The following is a 16231-nucleotide window of genomic DNA, read 5'->3' on the forward strand; positions in this document are numbered from 1 at the left end:
ACATATAGTCAATAACAGGCTAGCGTCCACCAAAAGCTACTAATGCCGCAAAATAACCAAACCGCCGTTGAATTCCGCGATGTCACCTTTAGCCGCAATCATCGCCCCTTGGTGTCAAATCTCAATTTCAACATCCGCCAAGGAGAAGCACTAGTATTACTTGGGCGCAGTGGTAGCGGCAAAACCACCACAATGAAGTTAATTAATCGCCTATTCACACCTACACAAGGCGAAGTTTTATTTGATGGCATTCCCACAACTCAATGGGATGAAATTAAACTGCGGCGAAAAATTGGTTACGTCATTCAAGAAATTGGTTTATTTCCCCATTTTACAGTTGAACGCAATGTGGGTTTAGTCCCGGCTTTGGAAGGTTGGCAATCGAAACAAATAAAAACGCGGGTTTATGAGTTGTTGCAATTAGTGGGTTTAGAACCAGCACAATTTGCAGGGCGTTACCCGCACGAACTTTCGGGTGGGCAAAGACAAAGAGTCGGGGTAGCCAGGGCTTTAGCAGCAGATCCGCCTGTGTTGTTGATGGATGAACCCTTTGGCGCACTCGATCCGATTACGCGCTTAGAACTGCAACAAGAGTTTCGGCGTTTGCAGCAAGAGTTAGGGAAAACTGTTGTGTTTGTCACCCACGATATTCAAGAAGCCTTGGTTTTGGCATCGAGAATTGGTTTAATGTATGGCGGAGAATTGGTAGTATTGGGGACAACAGATGAATTTATGCGATCGCAACACCCAGAAAGCCTAGCCTTTCTTAAATGTCTGCGTTCCTTCCAAGACAATTTATGAAAAATTTCTTCCTTGTTAAGTATGCCCCAGAAATTCTTCAGCATACTCTAGAACACTTGTTTTTAGTAGGCATCGCTATTGGAATTGCCATACTTATAGGCATCCCATTAGGTATTTTAATTACACGTAAAACTTATCTCCGCCAACCAATTCTCGGCATAGCGAATATTCTCCAAACTATTCCTAGTTTGGCACTTTTTGGTTTACTTATTCCTGTTCCTATAATTGGCGGAATTGGGGCTGTACCAGCAATTGTTGCTCTGACTGTATATTCTTTGCTACCGATAATTCGTAACACTTACACAGGTATTACTGGTGTAGATCCAGCAATTCGAGAGGCTGGGAGAGGTATGGGAATGACGGATAGACAATTGTTATTGCAAGTTGAGATTCCCTTGGCAATGGGGGTAATTTTAGCAGGTGTGCGAGTTGCAACGGTAATTGCGATTGGCATTGCAACCATTGCCGCCGCGATCGGGGCTGGTGGCTTGGGAGTCTTTATTTTTCGCGGCATATCAGTAGTTAACGATCAGTTAATTTTAGCTGGTGCAGTTCCGGCGGCGTTAATTGCATTATTGGCTGACTTTGCAATTGGCTGGTTGGAGAATAAATTAAAAATTAAAAGTTAATGAAAAGATTTTTGGCATTTTGCTTTTTAACTTTTGCTTTGTTATTACTAATCACTAGCTGTACACCAAATGTAAATAGTAGCAGTGATGGCAATATTATTGTTGCTTCCAAAGATTTTACTGAACAAGATATTTTAGGTGAATTTTTAGCACAACAAATAGAGGCAACAACTAATTTAAAAGTATCTCGTCGTCCCCGTTTGGGTGGTTCTTTTGTTTGTCATAACGCGATTACTACTGGCAAAATTGATGCGTATATTGAGTACACAGGTACAGCTTTTACTGGAATTTTAAAGCAAAAAGCAGTTAATGACCCTAAAGAAGTTTATGAAAGATTAAAACAAGCATACTCCCAGCAATTTAAACTAGAAGTAATGCCAAGCCTGGGTTTTGAAAATACTTTTGCAATGATTGTCCGGGGTGATGATGCTAAACGCTACAATATTCAAACTCTCTCGGAAGCTACTCAATATACACCACAGTGGCGCGGCGGTTTTGGTTATGAGTTTTTAGAACGGGAAGATGGTTTTCCCGGATTAGCTAAAACTTACAATTTACGTTTTGCCAAATCTCCCCAAATCATGGACTTGGGTTTGATATATCGTGCTTTGATTCAAAAACAAGTAGATATGGTGGCGGGGAATTCTACTGATGGGCAAATTTCTCGCTTGGGTTTAGTTGTCTTAAAAGATGATAAACATTATTTTCCACCTTACGAAACTGTGCCAATTATTCGGCAAGAAATATTAAAAAAATATCCCGAATTAAAAACAGCGATCGCTTCACTCGCCGGAAAGATTTCGGCAGATGAAATGCGGCAATTAAACTATTTAGTGGAAGGGGAATTACGTGATGTTAAAGATGTTGTCCAAGAGTTTAGAAAATCGAAAGGATTAAAATAATTCGTAATTTGTAATTTGTAATTAAGCGTTAAGTCACGCACTGAAAAGCTGAAATGGTGCGTTACGGAAGCCGTAACACACCCTACTATTGTCTCGGCAAAAAGTTTTTTAACCACCTAATGACTTCACTTGTTGATTGCTCATTAGACATTTGGAGACATTGCTGCACAATTTCTTTGACGTTAGGATAGTAGCTGCTTTCTGTAAGCACATAACTTTCTGCCTGCAATCTATAAATTAACAACCCATTACTCTTTAATATCCAAACTTCTGGCACTCGATAAGGTAAGTAATCATTAATATCGGTGTAGCTTGTCACATCTATTTCAATTGCTAAATCTGGTGGTGGATCTGACTCCCAATCAATTCTTTTTTTGCCTACTACTGCTCTGCAATTTTCAATGTAAAAGGAATAGTCTGGTTCAATACCACTAATTTCTGGCAAGCTCATGGTGATGGGCGTAAATGACTCGTATATGCGGTTTAAATGATCCAGCAAAACCTTAGCAATATCTGCCAGCAAACTCGCATCTCTTCCATGTTCTGGTAGCGGTGCCATCAGTAAAATCTCTCCAGGTCGATATTTAATGCGAGGTGAAGAGCGATTGCTTAGTTGCTGACTCAATACTTGATAGTCTTGCCAATTTCCCAAAAGCTTTAACACCGCGCCAGGTGGTAACTCGATTTTTTCTGGTGTAATTACGGTATCCATATTACCTTGCATTGTAGATATTGCCGTAGACGCGTTGGCATAGCCTCTTGTAGAGAAGCGACTTGTCGCCAGACATCGCATTACATGGAGGATGAGAAATAAAAGGATTCATGAATTTAATGAATAGATTATATCAAAGGTTTTTACTTACAAATACAAAGCCACGGCTCTTTTTAGACGCTGGATCATTTGTGAGCATTGCTTTCCATAAATCTGTTGTTTTTACCCACACTGGTGGATACTTGGAACGAGAAACATCCAGAATTAAAAATCTATCTGTTTGCTCATTATATGCTGCTACAGGGGAAATATGTCCTCCTTTTTCTTGACCTATCTCTTTGCGTAGATAGTTTATTAAAATAAAATTTTGCGGTTGTTTTAAATTTTCTGCCGCTTGTTTGCGGAACTGCTCTAAACTAGTATCGGTAGCGTGGTAAACATTAACTTTAACACCATAACTGGATAGTAATTTTCCTAACTCGTCTAAAGTCATACCTTGGCGAGACACAACTTCAGGAGTTAGTACTTTTTTGGTATTATCATTACTAAAAAAGTTTTCTTGAGTAAATACCCGATATGGCTTGTACTGCGATGCTTCTGGTGCTGGAATTTGTAACCCATTCAGTACCATAACCATGCTAGCAACACCACAATATGCCTGATTATTTTGAGTGGTGAATTGCATACTCAGTGAAAAGAAGTCTTGATTTGACTTACTCTCAAATAATAATTTTTCACCTTCAGGTGTATTAAAGCCTATTAAGTTAGAGGAAAGCGGTAATGTTTGAGAAAGAACGCTTCCATTAGAGATATATAATCCAATAGTTAAAGCTTTGAAAAGTGTTTTACTTATTTTTCGCAACATAGTATTTTATAAGTATTGTAAAATTTTTAAATCATATGATATTAATAATCTCACACTCAGATACTAAAGGGACTTCCAGTTAAAAAAATATCCCATACCTGCGAGATGCTCCATGTTCGCGTAAGTTAAATGGGCGGTTGCATCTACACGAGGCTTTACCCACCTCCGTGGGTTTCAAACACTCAATTTTTTTAGACTACTCTGCGGGAAAGCGCAAGTGTCTATGTTTGTGTAGCTGCGAATTCCATTCACTGGGGCTTAAGTTGACACCGATGAATGCCTTGCGCCCCTACATAATATACAAATAATTTGGGATAATCTATTTTTTGCAAGTCCCTAAACAAGTATAAAATTTTAGGATAAATGGTAATAAAAATGCTTACTGTTGTTAAACCCAAGCGAGTTGCGCTCGCAATTTTTTCTTTCACCCTCGTTGTTTACAGCCAAGTTGCATCAGCCGCCCTAACTTTACCCCTACGCAGTAAAAAGGGAATGGTGGCTTCAGCTCATCCCTTAGCAAGTGAAGCGGGAATTTTAATGTTACGCAAAGGTGGTAATGCAGTAGATGCAGCTGTCGCCACAACTTTTGCAATCTCTGTAGTTGAGCCTTTTTCAGCCGGAATCGGCGGCGGCGGATTTTTGCTGATGCACTCTGAGAAAACTGGCGATATGAAAGCGCTAGATTTCCGCGAACGCGCACCCTTGAAAGCCACAAAAAAGATGTATTTAGATGCAGAAGGAAAGGTGCGTCCCAATGCAAGTATTAATGGTTATTTGGCAGTAGCGACACCAGGAACGGTGGCGGGACTTTATGAAGTGCATCGTCGCTATGGTAAACTTCCTTGGCAAGAGGTGATGAAACCTGCGATCACACTCGCTAAAGATGGCTTTATAGTTAGCGATGTGGTAAATTGGCGTTCTCTGCAAGCAAACGATTCCCGTAAGGAAGCAGTTCTCAACAATCCAGCCGCACGGGAAATTTTCACTCACAACGGTGAATTTTATAAACCAGGGGAGAAACTGGTGCAGCGTGATTTGGCACGCACTTTAACAGCAGTTGCCGAAAATCCCCAAAGTTTTTACACCGGAAGTATTGCTCGTGCGATCGCTTCTGATATGGTAAAAAATGGTGGTTTAATTACTTTAGAAGACCTGAAAGCCTACAAACCAATCTGGCGGACTCCTATTTGTGGCAATTTTCGCAAAGCTAAAGTTTGCTCAATGCCACCCCCATCATCGGGAGGCGTTCACCTATTGCAGATTTTAAATATTATTGGTGACACTGATTTAAAATCTTTGGGATGGCATCATCCTGACGCTATTCACCTAATGGTAGAGGCAATGAAAATTGCTTACGCCGATCGCTCAGAATATTTAGGCGATCCTGATTTTGTCAAAGTTCCTGTACAAGAACTACTCAGTCCAGCTTACGCCAAACAACGCCGTCAAGAAATTAATATGCAAGTGGCTAGACCCTCGACCAAGGTCAAGCCAGTAGATAGAAAGACACTACAACGTTTTAGTCAGGCTAATAATCGGAGTTTAGGAGAAAATACCATTCCTTTATCTCATCAATCTCTTAAACTACACGCGACGCGGTATGAATCCACTGAAACCAGTCATCTTACTGTTGTGGATGAAGAACGCAACGCTGTAAGTCTGACTTTCACCATTAACCTCAGTTTTGGTGCTGGTGTGGTGACACCGGGAACTGGAATTATCCTCAACAATGAGATGGATGATTTTGCTGCTGCGCCAGGAGTGCCTAACGCCTTTGGTTTAGTTGGTAACGATGCCAACAGCATTGCACCCCGCAAAACTCCCCTATCCAGCATGACTCCCACAATTGTCACAGAAAATGGTCATTTTCGGATGGCAGCAGGTGCGCCTGGTGGTAGCACCATCATCACTCAGGTTTTGCAAGTCATCCTAAATGTGCTGGAATACAACATGAATGTTGGTGCAGCTGTTTCTGTTCCACGCATACATCATCAATGGCTTCCAGATGAGTTGCGCGTAGAACCTTGGGGTTTGGATGCTTTGACTCTAGAAGAATTACGCCGTCGGGGGCATAAAATTAAGGAAAGTACTCCTTGGGGTAATGGTAATGCGATCGCGGTTACATCTGATGGAACTCTAGAAGGCGCGGCAGATCCTCGCGGTGAAGGTTCCCCCAGAGGTCTATGAGCGAGTGAGGGACTGGCGAGACACAGGGACGCACAGAATAACAAATAACAAATGACTAATGACTAATTACCAATAACTATTGATTTTGGATTGTTGACTCTACGTAGCTACTGCTGCCAAACTCATTTGCGCGTGCGCTAGGTACTAGTGTCCAACCTGCTTTGAGAAGTTTTTGATAAGTTGCCCAACCTTTAGAACCACCTGGTATTTGATAATCTGGGACTGTGAAATGTCCAAAAGCCGTGTAGGGCCGCCAAGGCTGATTTGGTTCTGTCTGCAAATACAAAATTTTCTCGCCGTCGCCACCAGACTTAGATAACCAGCACATTTGTCGATGCATTGCAAACTCCTTTGCTTTTAGCTAACAACTAACGCATAATATCAGACTTTTGTCAAGTTACTTCTCACCCTTGTGAGCTATTTTTGGACACGCGGATAAACAAATTTACCTCACCTTATGTATTAGGGTGAGATTTTTCTAATGTTATCCGCGTTTTTTGCGACCGTGTGTAACAATAACTACTGTTTTCAGCGTGGGTTGGGAATTTGCAATCTGCTGTATTTTTAACAAACAGAAGTCAGGAGCCAGGCAATACGGTTCGGTTAAAGGTGAAAAGGAAAAGGGGAAAGGTTTTGAATACATCCTTTAACCCTTACCCGCAAGCCCATTCCTCAGACCACAAGGAAAGTGAAAAGTGTTTATCCGAACCGTATTGAAGAGCCAAGAGCAGAAGTTAGAACTGAATTCTGGCTCCTGACTAGTGGATAGTGCAGCGTGCGATCGCTGTAGAAAAACTCTAAATATTGAGTGGGCGAGTTTTTTTGCGAGCGAATAGGGCTTTAATCGGGTTTTCCAAATACCATAGCCCTCTTTTTTCTCTGTAAATTAAAGAACTTAGCAGCAATACAACCGAGGTTTAGCTAAAGGTCGAGTTGTAATTGAGCATGTCAATCTTTCTGGCCATTTTGTCGCCGACAATGCCGCGAATTGTCTGTACTAATTGGGTGTATGCAAAGTCAGACAAGGCTGGTGTCGTTTCTTGCAAGTTAATGGATTGATCTAAATCAATCCATGATTTGCAACCACCGTATTTAGGATGATAAGGAATTTCTTGGTCTTGGGTTAGTTTATATGTCCGCAGGAGGAGAATATAAAGGGGCTGACGTGGTTTCCATTTAAGGCGATCGCTAATAAAATGCTCATTCCAAATATGGAACGGAAGCAAGGCGTTGACAAGAAATTCGTCACTAATTGGCAAAATATCTGTAATCTCAGCCCAACTGCCGATGCGAACTGTCTCTGGATGCCAACCTGATGTTACTGGATAAACACGATTAGCATACTCAGGTTTTAGCATGAAAGCTTGTTGATGTTCATAAGTAGGGTAAAGCAAAATTTGCTTATGGGCAACTTGGAAATTTCCATTTCGTTCATGAATACCCCCTTTGCGGAGCAACATAATTGTTTTGCCACTTTCCAAAGCATTTACGGCGACTGCCCATTCTTTGAGAGCATGAGAAGTTGTAGTCAATTCCATCAGCATCTACTGTAACTCTGATTTAATTCAAGCTAAGATCGATAAAGTGTGAAACTGTCCAAGGGAATGAATTAGAAAGCAGTTATAAAGAAACGATCGCTAGCAACCCAGCAGATAATCGTGCTAAAAATAAACTGTTTCAACGCGAAAACTTTGAACATGCTCAACAAGCGCTACAAAAATTACGTCCCATAGCTCTTATTTATAATTGTACCTCTGCTCTGTTAGCTTTGCTGTGGTTAATTGCCCAATTCCAAATTAATGCTATTGCAAGGGTGCGTTATCCCCAACAAGCACGAGACAAAGCCTTAGCTGCCGAAATTAAGCTTTATCCTGTCTAATTGGTAAAAATTGATGAAATTGGATGTATTATCGTCAATTATCTGGATGACAGCCAGATTATATGGAATTGATGACAATGCAGTTTGATTAGCTATGCCGATCTCTCGAAGATCCCATTAAATATCTTAAAAAGATAGTCAGGGATCAAATATCTGGAGCTAGATTGCAAAATCTAACAAAACATCAACTTTAGTAAACTAAGAGTTGCAACTTAGAAACTGAAGTGATAACTTAAATAGTAGGACACCAAACAAAATAAAACCAAAACAAAAGGGTAAATGACTTAGTGTCCCCTGTCATCAACCCAAGCAAATATCAGCATATCAAAATTACAAAAGTGGCAAAAGCCTAATGTAGAAGGCAATGCCAAATCCCAAAGCGGAAAAACGCAAGAATGCTGAGTTTGTTAGTTATTTAGTCCACCCTAGTTATTAACCTTCAATTACTTAATTAGTTTAACAATTTGAAATCTGTGAACTCGATAAAACCTGGTCAACCCTGACCAGGTTTTTGGTATTTTATTGTGATATAATTTTCTCAGTACAGTAGATACTGCCGGAATTCATGCTTAAGAAGATAGTTGGGAAACTAGAGTCTTTTTAACAAAAGCTAGTTAATGTGCCCAATAAATGTCAAACCTTTTAGTTGGGTTACTTTATTTAGTTTTTATATATAAGAAAGCCCACTAATATGGGCTTGTTTTTTAGAATATAAACTCAAATTAACTAAGTAATTTCCAAGCAGCGAAGAAAATAGAATAGCAATGTATCCTGTTAAAAAAATTGATGAAATATAATAGATTTCTAAATAAAATTACTACAGCTATTATTATCACGCTCCTTTCTTTTTCTTGTAAATCTTCTACTAGCACAAAAGCAGAACAGGCACAAGCAACAGATAAATCGAAATCCGAACCGAATCTTGTTTATGGAGATTTAATTATTAAAGAGCAATCAGATTATATAATGATTCCCGTTGTTCTTCCAGAGCAGAATGAAGATAAAAAAACTGATTTAAGCCTATCACGTTCTTATGAGAGAAACAACCAATTATCTAACATTATCTTTTATCGCAAGCAAGATGGCGAAGCTCATATTTTATTAAATAAAAAAGCCATTATCGCCTCCTTTGATTTATTAGAGGTAAAAGCTGTAGAGAAGCTGCCTACAAGAGTTTGGTTTTATAAAATCCTTGACCAAGACACAAACATAGATACAAAGCTCAACAGCGAAGATGCCACTGTTGGTTATCTTTCTGATTTATCAGGTAAAAGTCTCCAGCAAATTACCCCAAACAATACTCAAATCATCAATTGGGTTGTTGTTCCAAGTCAAAATGCAATTTTTATAAAAATTATCAAAGACTCAGATAATGATAAAAAATTTACAGGGAAAGATAAAACTAATTTTGTTAGGGTTAACCTAGATAAACCTGCTATGGGATCTGAGATTGTTAGTAATCAGATAGAGCAAGAAATTAAGTCATCCGTTCTTAAGTGATTAGGTTTATCAAAACAGAATTCAGAAGTCAGGAGCCAGAATAATGCCTCCGGCACGCTCCGCGAACAGAATTTAATTCTGTATGACTGGCAGATAGCGCAGCGTAAAGCCTTCTCTACGAGAGGCTGCGCCAACGGCATGGCTTCTCTACGAGACGCTACCACGAACGCTTAGAGCGACTCCGCGAGCGTCTGAATCAAAGGGTTTAGGTGAATTCTAGTAATAAATTTACCATAGCCATTGGTTTCGACTTCGCTCAACCAACTGAGTGGTCGAGAGTTGAGCGAAGTCGAATAGCGATAGCATAGCGTTCGCGCAGCGTCTCGTAGAGAGGAACGAGCGTCTTGATTCTGACTTCTGAATTCTTCTCTTTAATTTATGGAGATGTCTAATTATCTGGAATCAGTGACAATGCAGTTTAGATAGTAAAAACTTATCCAAGCCATGATAAATAAGATTGTGGAAGCTCAGGCATGAGTAATGGATGTGAATGGTAACATTACCCTGGTAGCCCAAACACTTAGAGTAAATCCTGTGCGTTCCTGGTTATCAATTACCTCTTGTCATGCTTATGGCTAAAACAACTAGGATTTTTGGCGCGAATTCTGTAAAAGTTAAAATACAGAAGCAGCCAGGGCGTTGGCGTAAAACCACACTGGCTCACTTTTTACGTTTGCCTTTGTACTTCCTGATAGCTTTGCTATACATCTTGGGTTCACCCGTGCTAGCAAAAGTTTCTGGCTCAATTAATTCCTCATCTCAATCACAAATTAAGAATTTGACATCGCTAGCTGTAGTTGCTGACCCAGGCTCACTACTAGAACAGGGCAAATTTTTATACAATTCTGGTAACTTTGCTAAGGCAGTGGAAGTGTTACAACAGGCTGCCCAAGCATATAAGCAGCAAGGAGAAAACCTCAGACAGGCAGCGACACTGAGTAATCTTTCCCTCGCTTACCAGCAACTTGGTTTATGGAGTCAGGCACAACAGGCAATTACAGAGAGCTTAAACTTACTCAAAAGACAAGATAAAAACCAAAATCTCCAGATTTTAGCCCAATCACTGGATATTCAAGGTCGTCTTCAACAGAAAATGGGACAAGCCGAGGCAGCTTTAGCAACTTGGCAGCAGACAGAAGAAATTTACAGGCGAGCGGATAATCAAAGTGGTGTGGTGCGATCGCTAATCAATCAATCACAGGCGTGGCAAACCCAAGGATTTTACCCCCGCGCTGTCAAAACACTCGATCGGGTAAGTCAGACATTAAAATCTCAACCAGATTCTATAGAAAAGACAGTGAGTTTGCGATCGCTCGGTGATGCTCTTTTAGTAGTGGGCGATTTGGAAAAGTCACGTCTGGCGCTAGAAGAAAGTCTGACGATTGCTCGAAATCTGCAATCAAGCGCAGATATTGCGGCCAGTCTGTTCAGCCTGGGGAATAATGCCCGTAAACAACAAAACAACCTACTGGCGATCGCCTATTATCAACAAACAGTTGCAGCATCTCCCTCACCCTTAATAAAAGTCCAAGCCCAACTCAATCACCTGAGCCTACTGATTGAAGCTCAACAATGGACAAAGGTTCAAACTTTCTTACCGTTGATTGAGTCCGAACTCGCTCAACTTCCTCCCAGCCGTGCTAGCATTTACGCTCACGTTAACTTTTCCCAAAGTTTGGTAAAAGTCAAGGGTGGTATATTGCAAGCATCTAGTCAGCATTACTACTCAGGATTCAGCACCAAAGAATCAGCAGTATTACTCGCTAGGGCTATTGAACAATCCCGCAGTTTAGGGGACAAGCGGGCAGAAGCATACTCACTAAAGAGTTTAGGCGGCTTGTATGAAGAAACCGGACAATTGTCATACGCGCAAGAGCTTACCCGGCAAGGATTAGCTTTAGCACAGAGCAGCAATGCACCAGAAATCACCTACACCTTAGAGTGGCAGTTAGGTAGATTACTGCGGGCAAAAAAAGATATGAATGGTGCGATCGCAGCCTATGATGCTGCTGTAAACACTCTCCAATCCCTTCGCAGAGATTTAGTAGTCAATAAAGACGTAGTTAACCAGGATGTACAATTCAACTTTCGGGACAGCGTAGAACCCATCTACCGAGAGTCAGTAGAGTTACTACTAAAATCCCAAGCAGGAAAACCAGATGAAAAAATATTGGAGAAAGCACGCCAACGCATTGAAGCACTCCAACTAGCAGAATTGGACGACTTCTTTCGAGAAGCTTGCCTACAAGGAAAGAGAGTAGCTCTCGATCAAATAGTGAATAAAGATAATCCTACGGCTGCCATCCTTTATCCAATTATTCTTCCTGACGAACTTCAGGTAATTGTCAAAATTCCCAAACAACCCCTGCAAAGCTACACTACTCAGATTTCTCATACAGAAGTAGAGAAATTGTTAGTAGAACTGCGAAAAAATCTTGTCAATCCCACCGCTACCAAAGTCGTCCAAACCCAGGCGCATGAAGTTTACAACTGGCTGCTTCAACCCATTGAGTCAAAATTGCAAAACAGTGGGGTAGATACCCTAGTGTTTGTTCTAGATGGTTCGTTACGCAATTTACCAATGGCAGCTCTATATGATGGTAAGCAATATTTGGTAGAGAAATATGCAATTGCTCTGAGCGTGGGTCTGCAACTCCTCGATCCTAAACCACTGGTAAAACAGCAGCTAAGAGCGCTAACCGCAGGACTGACTCAGCCACCACCAGGTTTTTCTAAGTTTGCACCGTTGCTTGCGATCAAATCTGAATTCGACGGCATTACCAAAGCAGGAGTCTCGACAACTAGTTTACTAGATGGAAATTTTAAGAAAAAGAATTTAGAGGGTGAAATTAGTGCCGCTTCATTCAACATAGTGCATTTAGCAACCCACGGTCAGTTTAGTTCCCGCATTGAAGACACTTTTATTTTGGATTTCGATGGTCAGATCAATGTCAAAGATTTTGATACTCTTTTTCGCAGTCAGGGTAAAACTATAGTAGAGTTACTAGTTTTGAGTGCTTGCCAGACAGCAGCAGGAGACAGCCGCGCAGCACTGGGCCTTGCAGGAGCAGCTGTCCGAGCTGGCGCACGCAGTACCATCGCCTCACTGTGGCAGATTGATGATGAATCCACGGCAATGTTTGTTAGTGCCTTCTATCGAGAACTCAAAAGTGGCAAAACCACCAAAGCCAAAGCTGTCCACCGTGCCCAGCTACAACTGCTGCAACACCCTAACTACAAAGCACCAAGCTTTTGGTCTGCCTATGTGTTGATTGGCAATTGGTTGTAATTTGGGCACTTGGGCTCATACAGAGCATGGGAATGGCTGATTAAAGGCAATACTTGTCGGGTTTTGGGGAAAAGGGGAAGATGGGGTCCCCTCTGGGGATAAGGGGCGGGGGAAAGGAAAGAAAAAGCCTTTACAGCGCTTCCGGCTATTATGCAATACAGTTTTTCTCCTTGCCCTCTCCTATCAAAGCTTTCAGATTTGAGGATGTACCTCATAGCTGCCGGAAGTGCTGTAACCCTCTTCTGTCACTCTCCGGAATAACCAATTAGTAAAGAAGCTAAATCATCCAGAAGCAAAACAGGGTTTAAATTGATTCATTGCGGCAATTAAATGATTGAATCCCAGTAACAAATCTGAATTTGGGAAAATACTTAACCAGGGATAAATTAACCAAAATAGTAAAAGTGGTTGGATAATAAGACGCAAATTATTTAAAGTATTCTTCCATCCAGATTCATGATTCCATTGTGGATGATTAGAAAAATCAACATCACTATTTTCTTGTGCGTCAGTCTCAAGTTGACGAGATTGATTGAAGCCTAAGAAGACTGGAGAATTTAAACTAATCATTGTATAAACACTAAAAATAATCTCCCACCATCTCTCAATATGTAGGAAATTAGTGAAACGGTAATCTGTCCAGCCTAGTTCCTGTTTACACTGTCTAAACCCATATTCAACCCAGGTTCTTAATCCATATAATTCCCCTAAATTCTTCTTCAAATTTCCTTGAAGATTCGTCATTACAAAGGAGGTAGAATTTTCAGGCATGGTTTCTGGGTCGGTAGTTATTTCCCAGTAAGTTGTGGCTCTTTTTTTGCCATAAATTATTTCTCTAATATACCTAGTCTCTGATTTTTCATTACTAAATGTTCTCTCAAATTTACACCACTTATTAGCCCTAACCCTCTGACTGGCTGGCAGCCAGACCGCATGATTACAACGAAATCGCTACAACATAAGCTAATTTATATTCAGTTAATTTTTGAATGAATTGGCTACTTTCGCCATATAAACTATCAGCCAGCACCAATTCAATATTAAAGCCTGATTCAATTAATTCTGTAATAATTTCTGATGCTAACTCTATTTTCGTTTTGTATTTATCTGATTCTTTTAGCGTTCCTTTAGGTTTAAATATTTTTATACTTAATGGAAATGTTATTTTACAATAAACTCCATAGGCATTGACTGTAACTATTCCATTATCTATTTTTCCTACACTCCCTAGATATTGTCTTGCTACATAATCGGTCTTTTTACCTTTTTTTCTATCTCCTGTTTCATCTATTACTACGGTAATGGCATTTCCATTTAATGCTCTCTTGATTTGATTTAATCTTCGGAGCTTTAATTCATTTATTGACCAATTTGAATTAGCTATAAAATGATGTAATGACGCTCGCTGAGTTGATACTCACAACCTTAGCTATTTCTGGTAATGATTTTCTTTTTATTGGTGAAATTATTCCTAAATGTAAATATTTGAAACACTCATAATTTCTTACTTCTTTGAATAAGTCTTTATACTCTGCACAATATCCATCTACGATTGCAACTGTTGGGTGGGCATCTCTTGCCAAATGTTTTAGGATCTGTAATTCTACATCCATTGCCCTGCTTACCTTCCAGAGTTTTTTCTTTTAATCTTTTTATTAAGAATACTCGGAAAGTGACAGAAGAGGGGTAACCTTAAACCTTTTCCCCAAACCCAATGCCGAGTTAAAAATGGTTAATCGAGCAGTATTGGCGGTTGGGGGATCTCTTATACGTCAGTCCTATGAAGTTACTGGTATCAACATCCGCCCATTTATAAAACGCCTATCTCCTGAAAATTTGAAATAGCTGTAAATATTATGAATGTTTGCGATCGCTATTTTTATTGCTAAATATCTAAGTCAAACTACACCAAAATATTCTTATAGATTTCTCTGAATTTCAGAAAGCTTTGGCTCAATTACCTGGTTAGCTCTCAACGAAGATAAAATCAATCATATTAAACATGGTTTGGTATTAGCTTGTTTAGGAGATGCAGGCAATTTTACTTGTAAAAAAAGTCGCTGAAATTGATAAAGCTGCTTGGTTTTCAATTTATTCGATGGTCAGTTATTATTCTCAAATCACCTGATTTACCACAGAAATATATTTATATTTTGAAACTTTCCATACGATTATACTGGTGATTACAACACCACTAGTATTATTTTTTACGGACACCAAGGTAAAATTATATACTTAAAACTTTACAGTAAGAATTTTCGTCTTTACTTCAATAAATCCAGCTATAAAACATTCTCTTAAAATCAACTACTGAGATTGCAGCAGTTTTGAATAATAAAATTAAAAAAAATAATTTATTTAAGTCGTAATTTTACGGTTTTTAATGACTAATCTTTAAAGTTACGATATTACCAAAGGTGGTAAAAGTAACAGTACTTTTGTATGTACTTTATTACATCATCAAAAAATAGTTGAGCTTGAGCTTCCGTTAGCTATTTATACAAATTCGATCGGAGTTCTCAGAACATTTTCTGCCACAGTTTATGAGGTGCGTTGTCTATTATGATAGCGATTACAATTGCTGTGGCAGCATTTTAAGCTAACAAACTTTCTGGCTTTCTCAATAAGCGCTCTCTCAGGCTTTTGCCTGAGTACTGCTATGGCTGGCTGGATAACCAAGTCGGTTACAAAAACGTTGTCTATCGTTAGGAATATAGAAATGAAATCAATTCTTGAGTTGATTGAACAGAAGAACCAGGAATATGCCAAGTTACCGTTCTTTGAGTATATGAAAGACGAGTCCATTGATCCACGCCAGAGACTGGCATTTGCACCTGTAATTGCTCCACTGGCATTGGAGTTCAGTGAGTTGTGCAAACGAGTTCTCAGAGAGGAGCCAACGACTAATTACATTCAAGAGATGGTAAATCTGCATACGCACGAAGAACATTTTCACTGGCAATGGTTACTAGAAGACATGGAGAAGATGGGGATTGACTATCCTATGCGTTTCAGTGATGCCGTGCGATTCCTTTGGAGCGATCATACCAAGGTTTCCCGTTCGATGTTTCCTATCTTTGAGCGGTATACTCGGGGAGCAGATCCTATCATCAGATTGGTTGCCATTGAGGTGTCCGAGGTGACGGCGAATGTTTTTTTCCGTTCAACCATGTCTGCGGCCTTGCAACTGCAAGAAATGACTCAAACAGAGTTCCGTTACTTTGGTATGCGTCATAACCATATAGAAAATACCCACACTCTTCATACTCCCTCTTCTTTGCAAATAATGAAAGAAATTGAGGTGCCGGAAGAAATTCGTCAACAAGCACTTGAATTGATTGATGTGGCGTTTGTGTATTTTACAGACTTGATCAATGAGTTTTTGGTTTATATTAAGACCCATTCTTATCAAGAACCCTTTTCTAAAGTGTACGAACCAGAGCGATCGCTAACATCTGCCTAAGCTA

12 protein-coding genes and 1 pseudogene are annotated in these 16231 nt (G+C 39.9%); 8 read left to right on the forward strand and 5 right to left on the reverse strand.

The features are described from left to right. Window positions 1-42: 42 nt before the first annotated feature. Genes NPUN_RS13430 through NPUN_RS13440 form a run of 3 tightly spaced genes read left to right on the forward strand, consistent with a single transcriptional unit; the run spans window position 43 to window position 2332 of the window. The gene (locus tag NPUN_RS13430) at window positions 43-801 is read left to right on the forward strand and encodes an ATP-binding cassette domain-containing protein (protein ID WP_012409202.1); all 759 of its coding nucleotides are present in this window, start codon (window positions 43-45) and stop codon (window positions 799-801) included. After that, window positions 798-1430 carry an ABC transporter permease gene (locus NPUN_RS13435; protein ID WP_041565388.1) on the forward strand — a complete coding sequence of 211 codons (633 nt, stop codon included), beginning with the start codon at window positions 798-800 and terminating at the stop codon, window positions 1428-1430. Before NPUN_RS13430 ends, NPUN_RS13435 begins: the two co-directional genes overlap by 4 nt. Next, a complete protein-coding gene (locus NPUN_RS13440; RefSeq protein WP_012409204.1) occupies window positions 1430-2332 on the forward strand; it encodes a glycine betaine ABC transporter substrate-binding protein in 903 nt (300 codons plus the stop codon). Before NPUN_RS13435 ends, NPUN_RS13440 begins: the two co-directional genes overlap by 1 nt. Before the next feature lie 85 nt (window positions 2333-2417). On the opposite strand, the gene NPUN_RS13445 is transcribed toward NPUN_RS13440, so the two are convergent. After that, window positions 2418-3044, reverse strand: a complete 627-nt coding sequence (locus tag NPUN_RS13445; RefSeq protein WP_041566133.1) for a Uma2 family endonuclease — start codon at window positions 3042-3044, stop codon at window positions 2418-2420. A 133-nt stretch (window positions 3045-3177) separates the two neighbouring features. After that, entirely contained in the window at window positions 3178-3909 is a 732-nt protein-coding gene (locus NPUN_RS13450; protein ID WP_012409206.1) for a phytochelatin synthase family protein, read from the reverse strand. A 375-nt stretch (window positions 3910-4284) separates the two neighbouring features. Between NPUN_RS13450 and ggt the strand changes: the two genes are divergently transcribed. Continuing rightward, window positions 4285-6096, forward strand: coding sequence for a gamma-glutamyltransferase (gene ggt, locus NPUN_RS13455; RefSeq protein ID WP_052304593.1), 1812 nt, complete (start codon window positions 4285-4287; stop codon window positions 6094-6096). Between the two features lie 76 nt (window positions 6097-6172). On the opposite strand, the gene NPUN_RS13460 is transcribed toward ggt, so the two are convergent. Together NPUN_RS13460 and NPUN_RS13465 are read right to left on the reverse strand one after the other, a co-directional pair. Beyond that, window positions 6173-6436 carry a hypothetical protein gene (locus NPUN_RS13460; RefSeq protein WP_012409208.1) on the reverse strand — a complete coding sequence of 88 codons (264 nt, stop codon included), beginning with the start codon at window positions 6434-6436 and terminating at the stop codon, window positions 6173-6175. 577 nt (window positions 6437-7013) lie between these two features. Further along, window positions 7014-7640 (reverse strand): DUF1802 family protein, encoded by a 627-nt coding sequence (locus NPUN_RS13465; protein WP_012409209.1) that lies wholly within the window; start codon window positions 7638-7640, stop codon window positions 7014-7016. 1121 nt (window positions 7641-8761) lie between these two features. Here NPUN_RS13465 and NPUN_RS13470 point away from each other — a divergent pair. Then, complete coding sequence (locus NPUN_RS13470; protein WP_012409210.1) at window positions 8762-9475, forward strand: hypothetical protein; 714 nt, start codon at window positions 8762-8764, stop codon at window positions 9473-9475. A gap of 565 nt (window positions 9476-10040) precedes the next feature. After that, the gene (locus tag NPUN_RS13475) at window positions 10041-12764 is read left to right on the forward strand and encodes a CHAT domain-containing protein (RefSeq protein ID WP_012409211.1); all 2724 of its coding nucleotides are present in this window, start codon (window positions 10041-10043) and stop codon (window positions 12762-12764) included. Between the two features lie 282 nt (window positions 12765-13046). Here the strand turns inward: NPUN_RS13475 and NPUN_RS13480 are convergent. Further along, window positions 13047-14377: pseudogene (locus NPUN_RS13480) on the reverse strand (IS701 family transposase). Between the two features lie 382 nt (window positions 14378-14759). Between NPUN_RS13480 and NPUN_RS43245 the strand changes: the two are divergent. Then, window positions 14760-14828, forward strand: coding sequence for a hypothetical protein (locus NPUN_RS43245; RefSeq protein ID WP_234711132.1), 69 nt, complete (start codon window positions 14760-14762; stop codon window positions 14826-14828). A 655-nt stretch (window positions 14829-15483) separates the two neighbouring features. Continuing rightward, complete coding sequence (locus NPUN_RS13485) at window positions 15484-16227, forward strand: hypothetical protein (RefSeq protein WP_012409212.1); 744 nt, start codon at window positions 15484-15486, stop codon at window positions 16225-16227. The last annotated feature ends 4 nt before the right edge of the window (window positions 16228-16231 follow it).

Source organism: Nostoc punctiforme PCC 73102 (assembly GCF_000020025.1).
Lineage (GTDB): Bacteria > Cyanobacteriota > Cyanobacteriia > Cyanobacteriales > Nostocaceae > Nostoc > Nostoc punctiforme.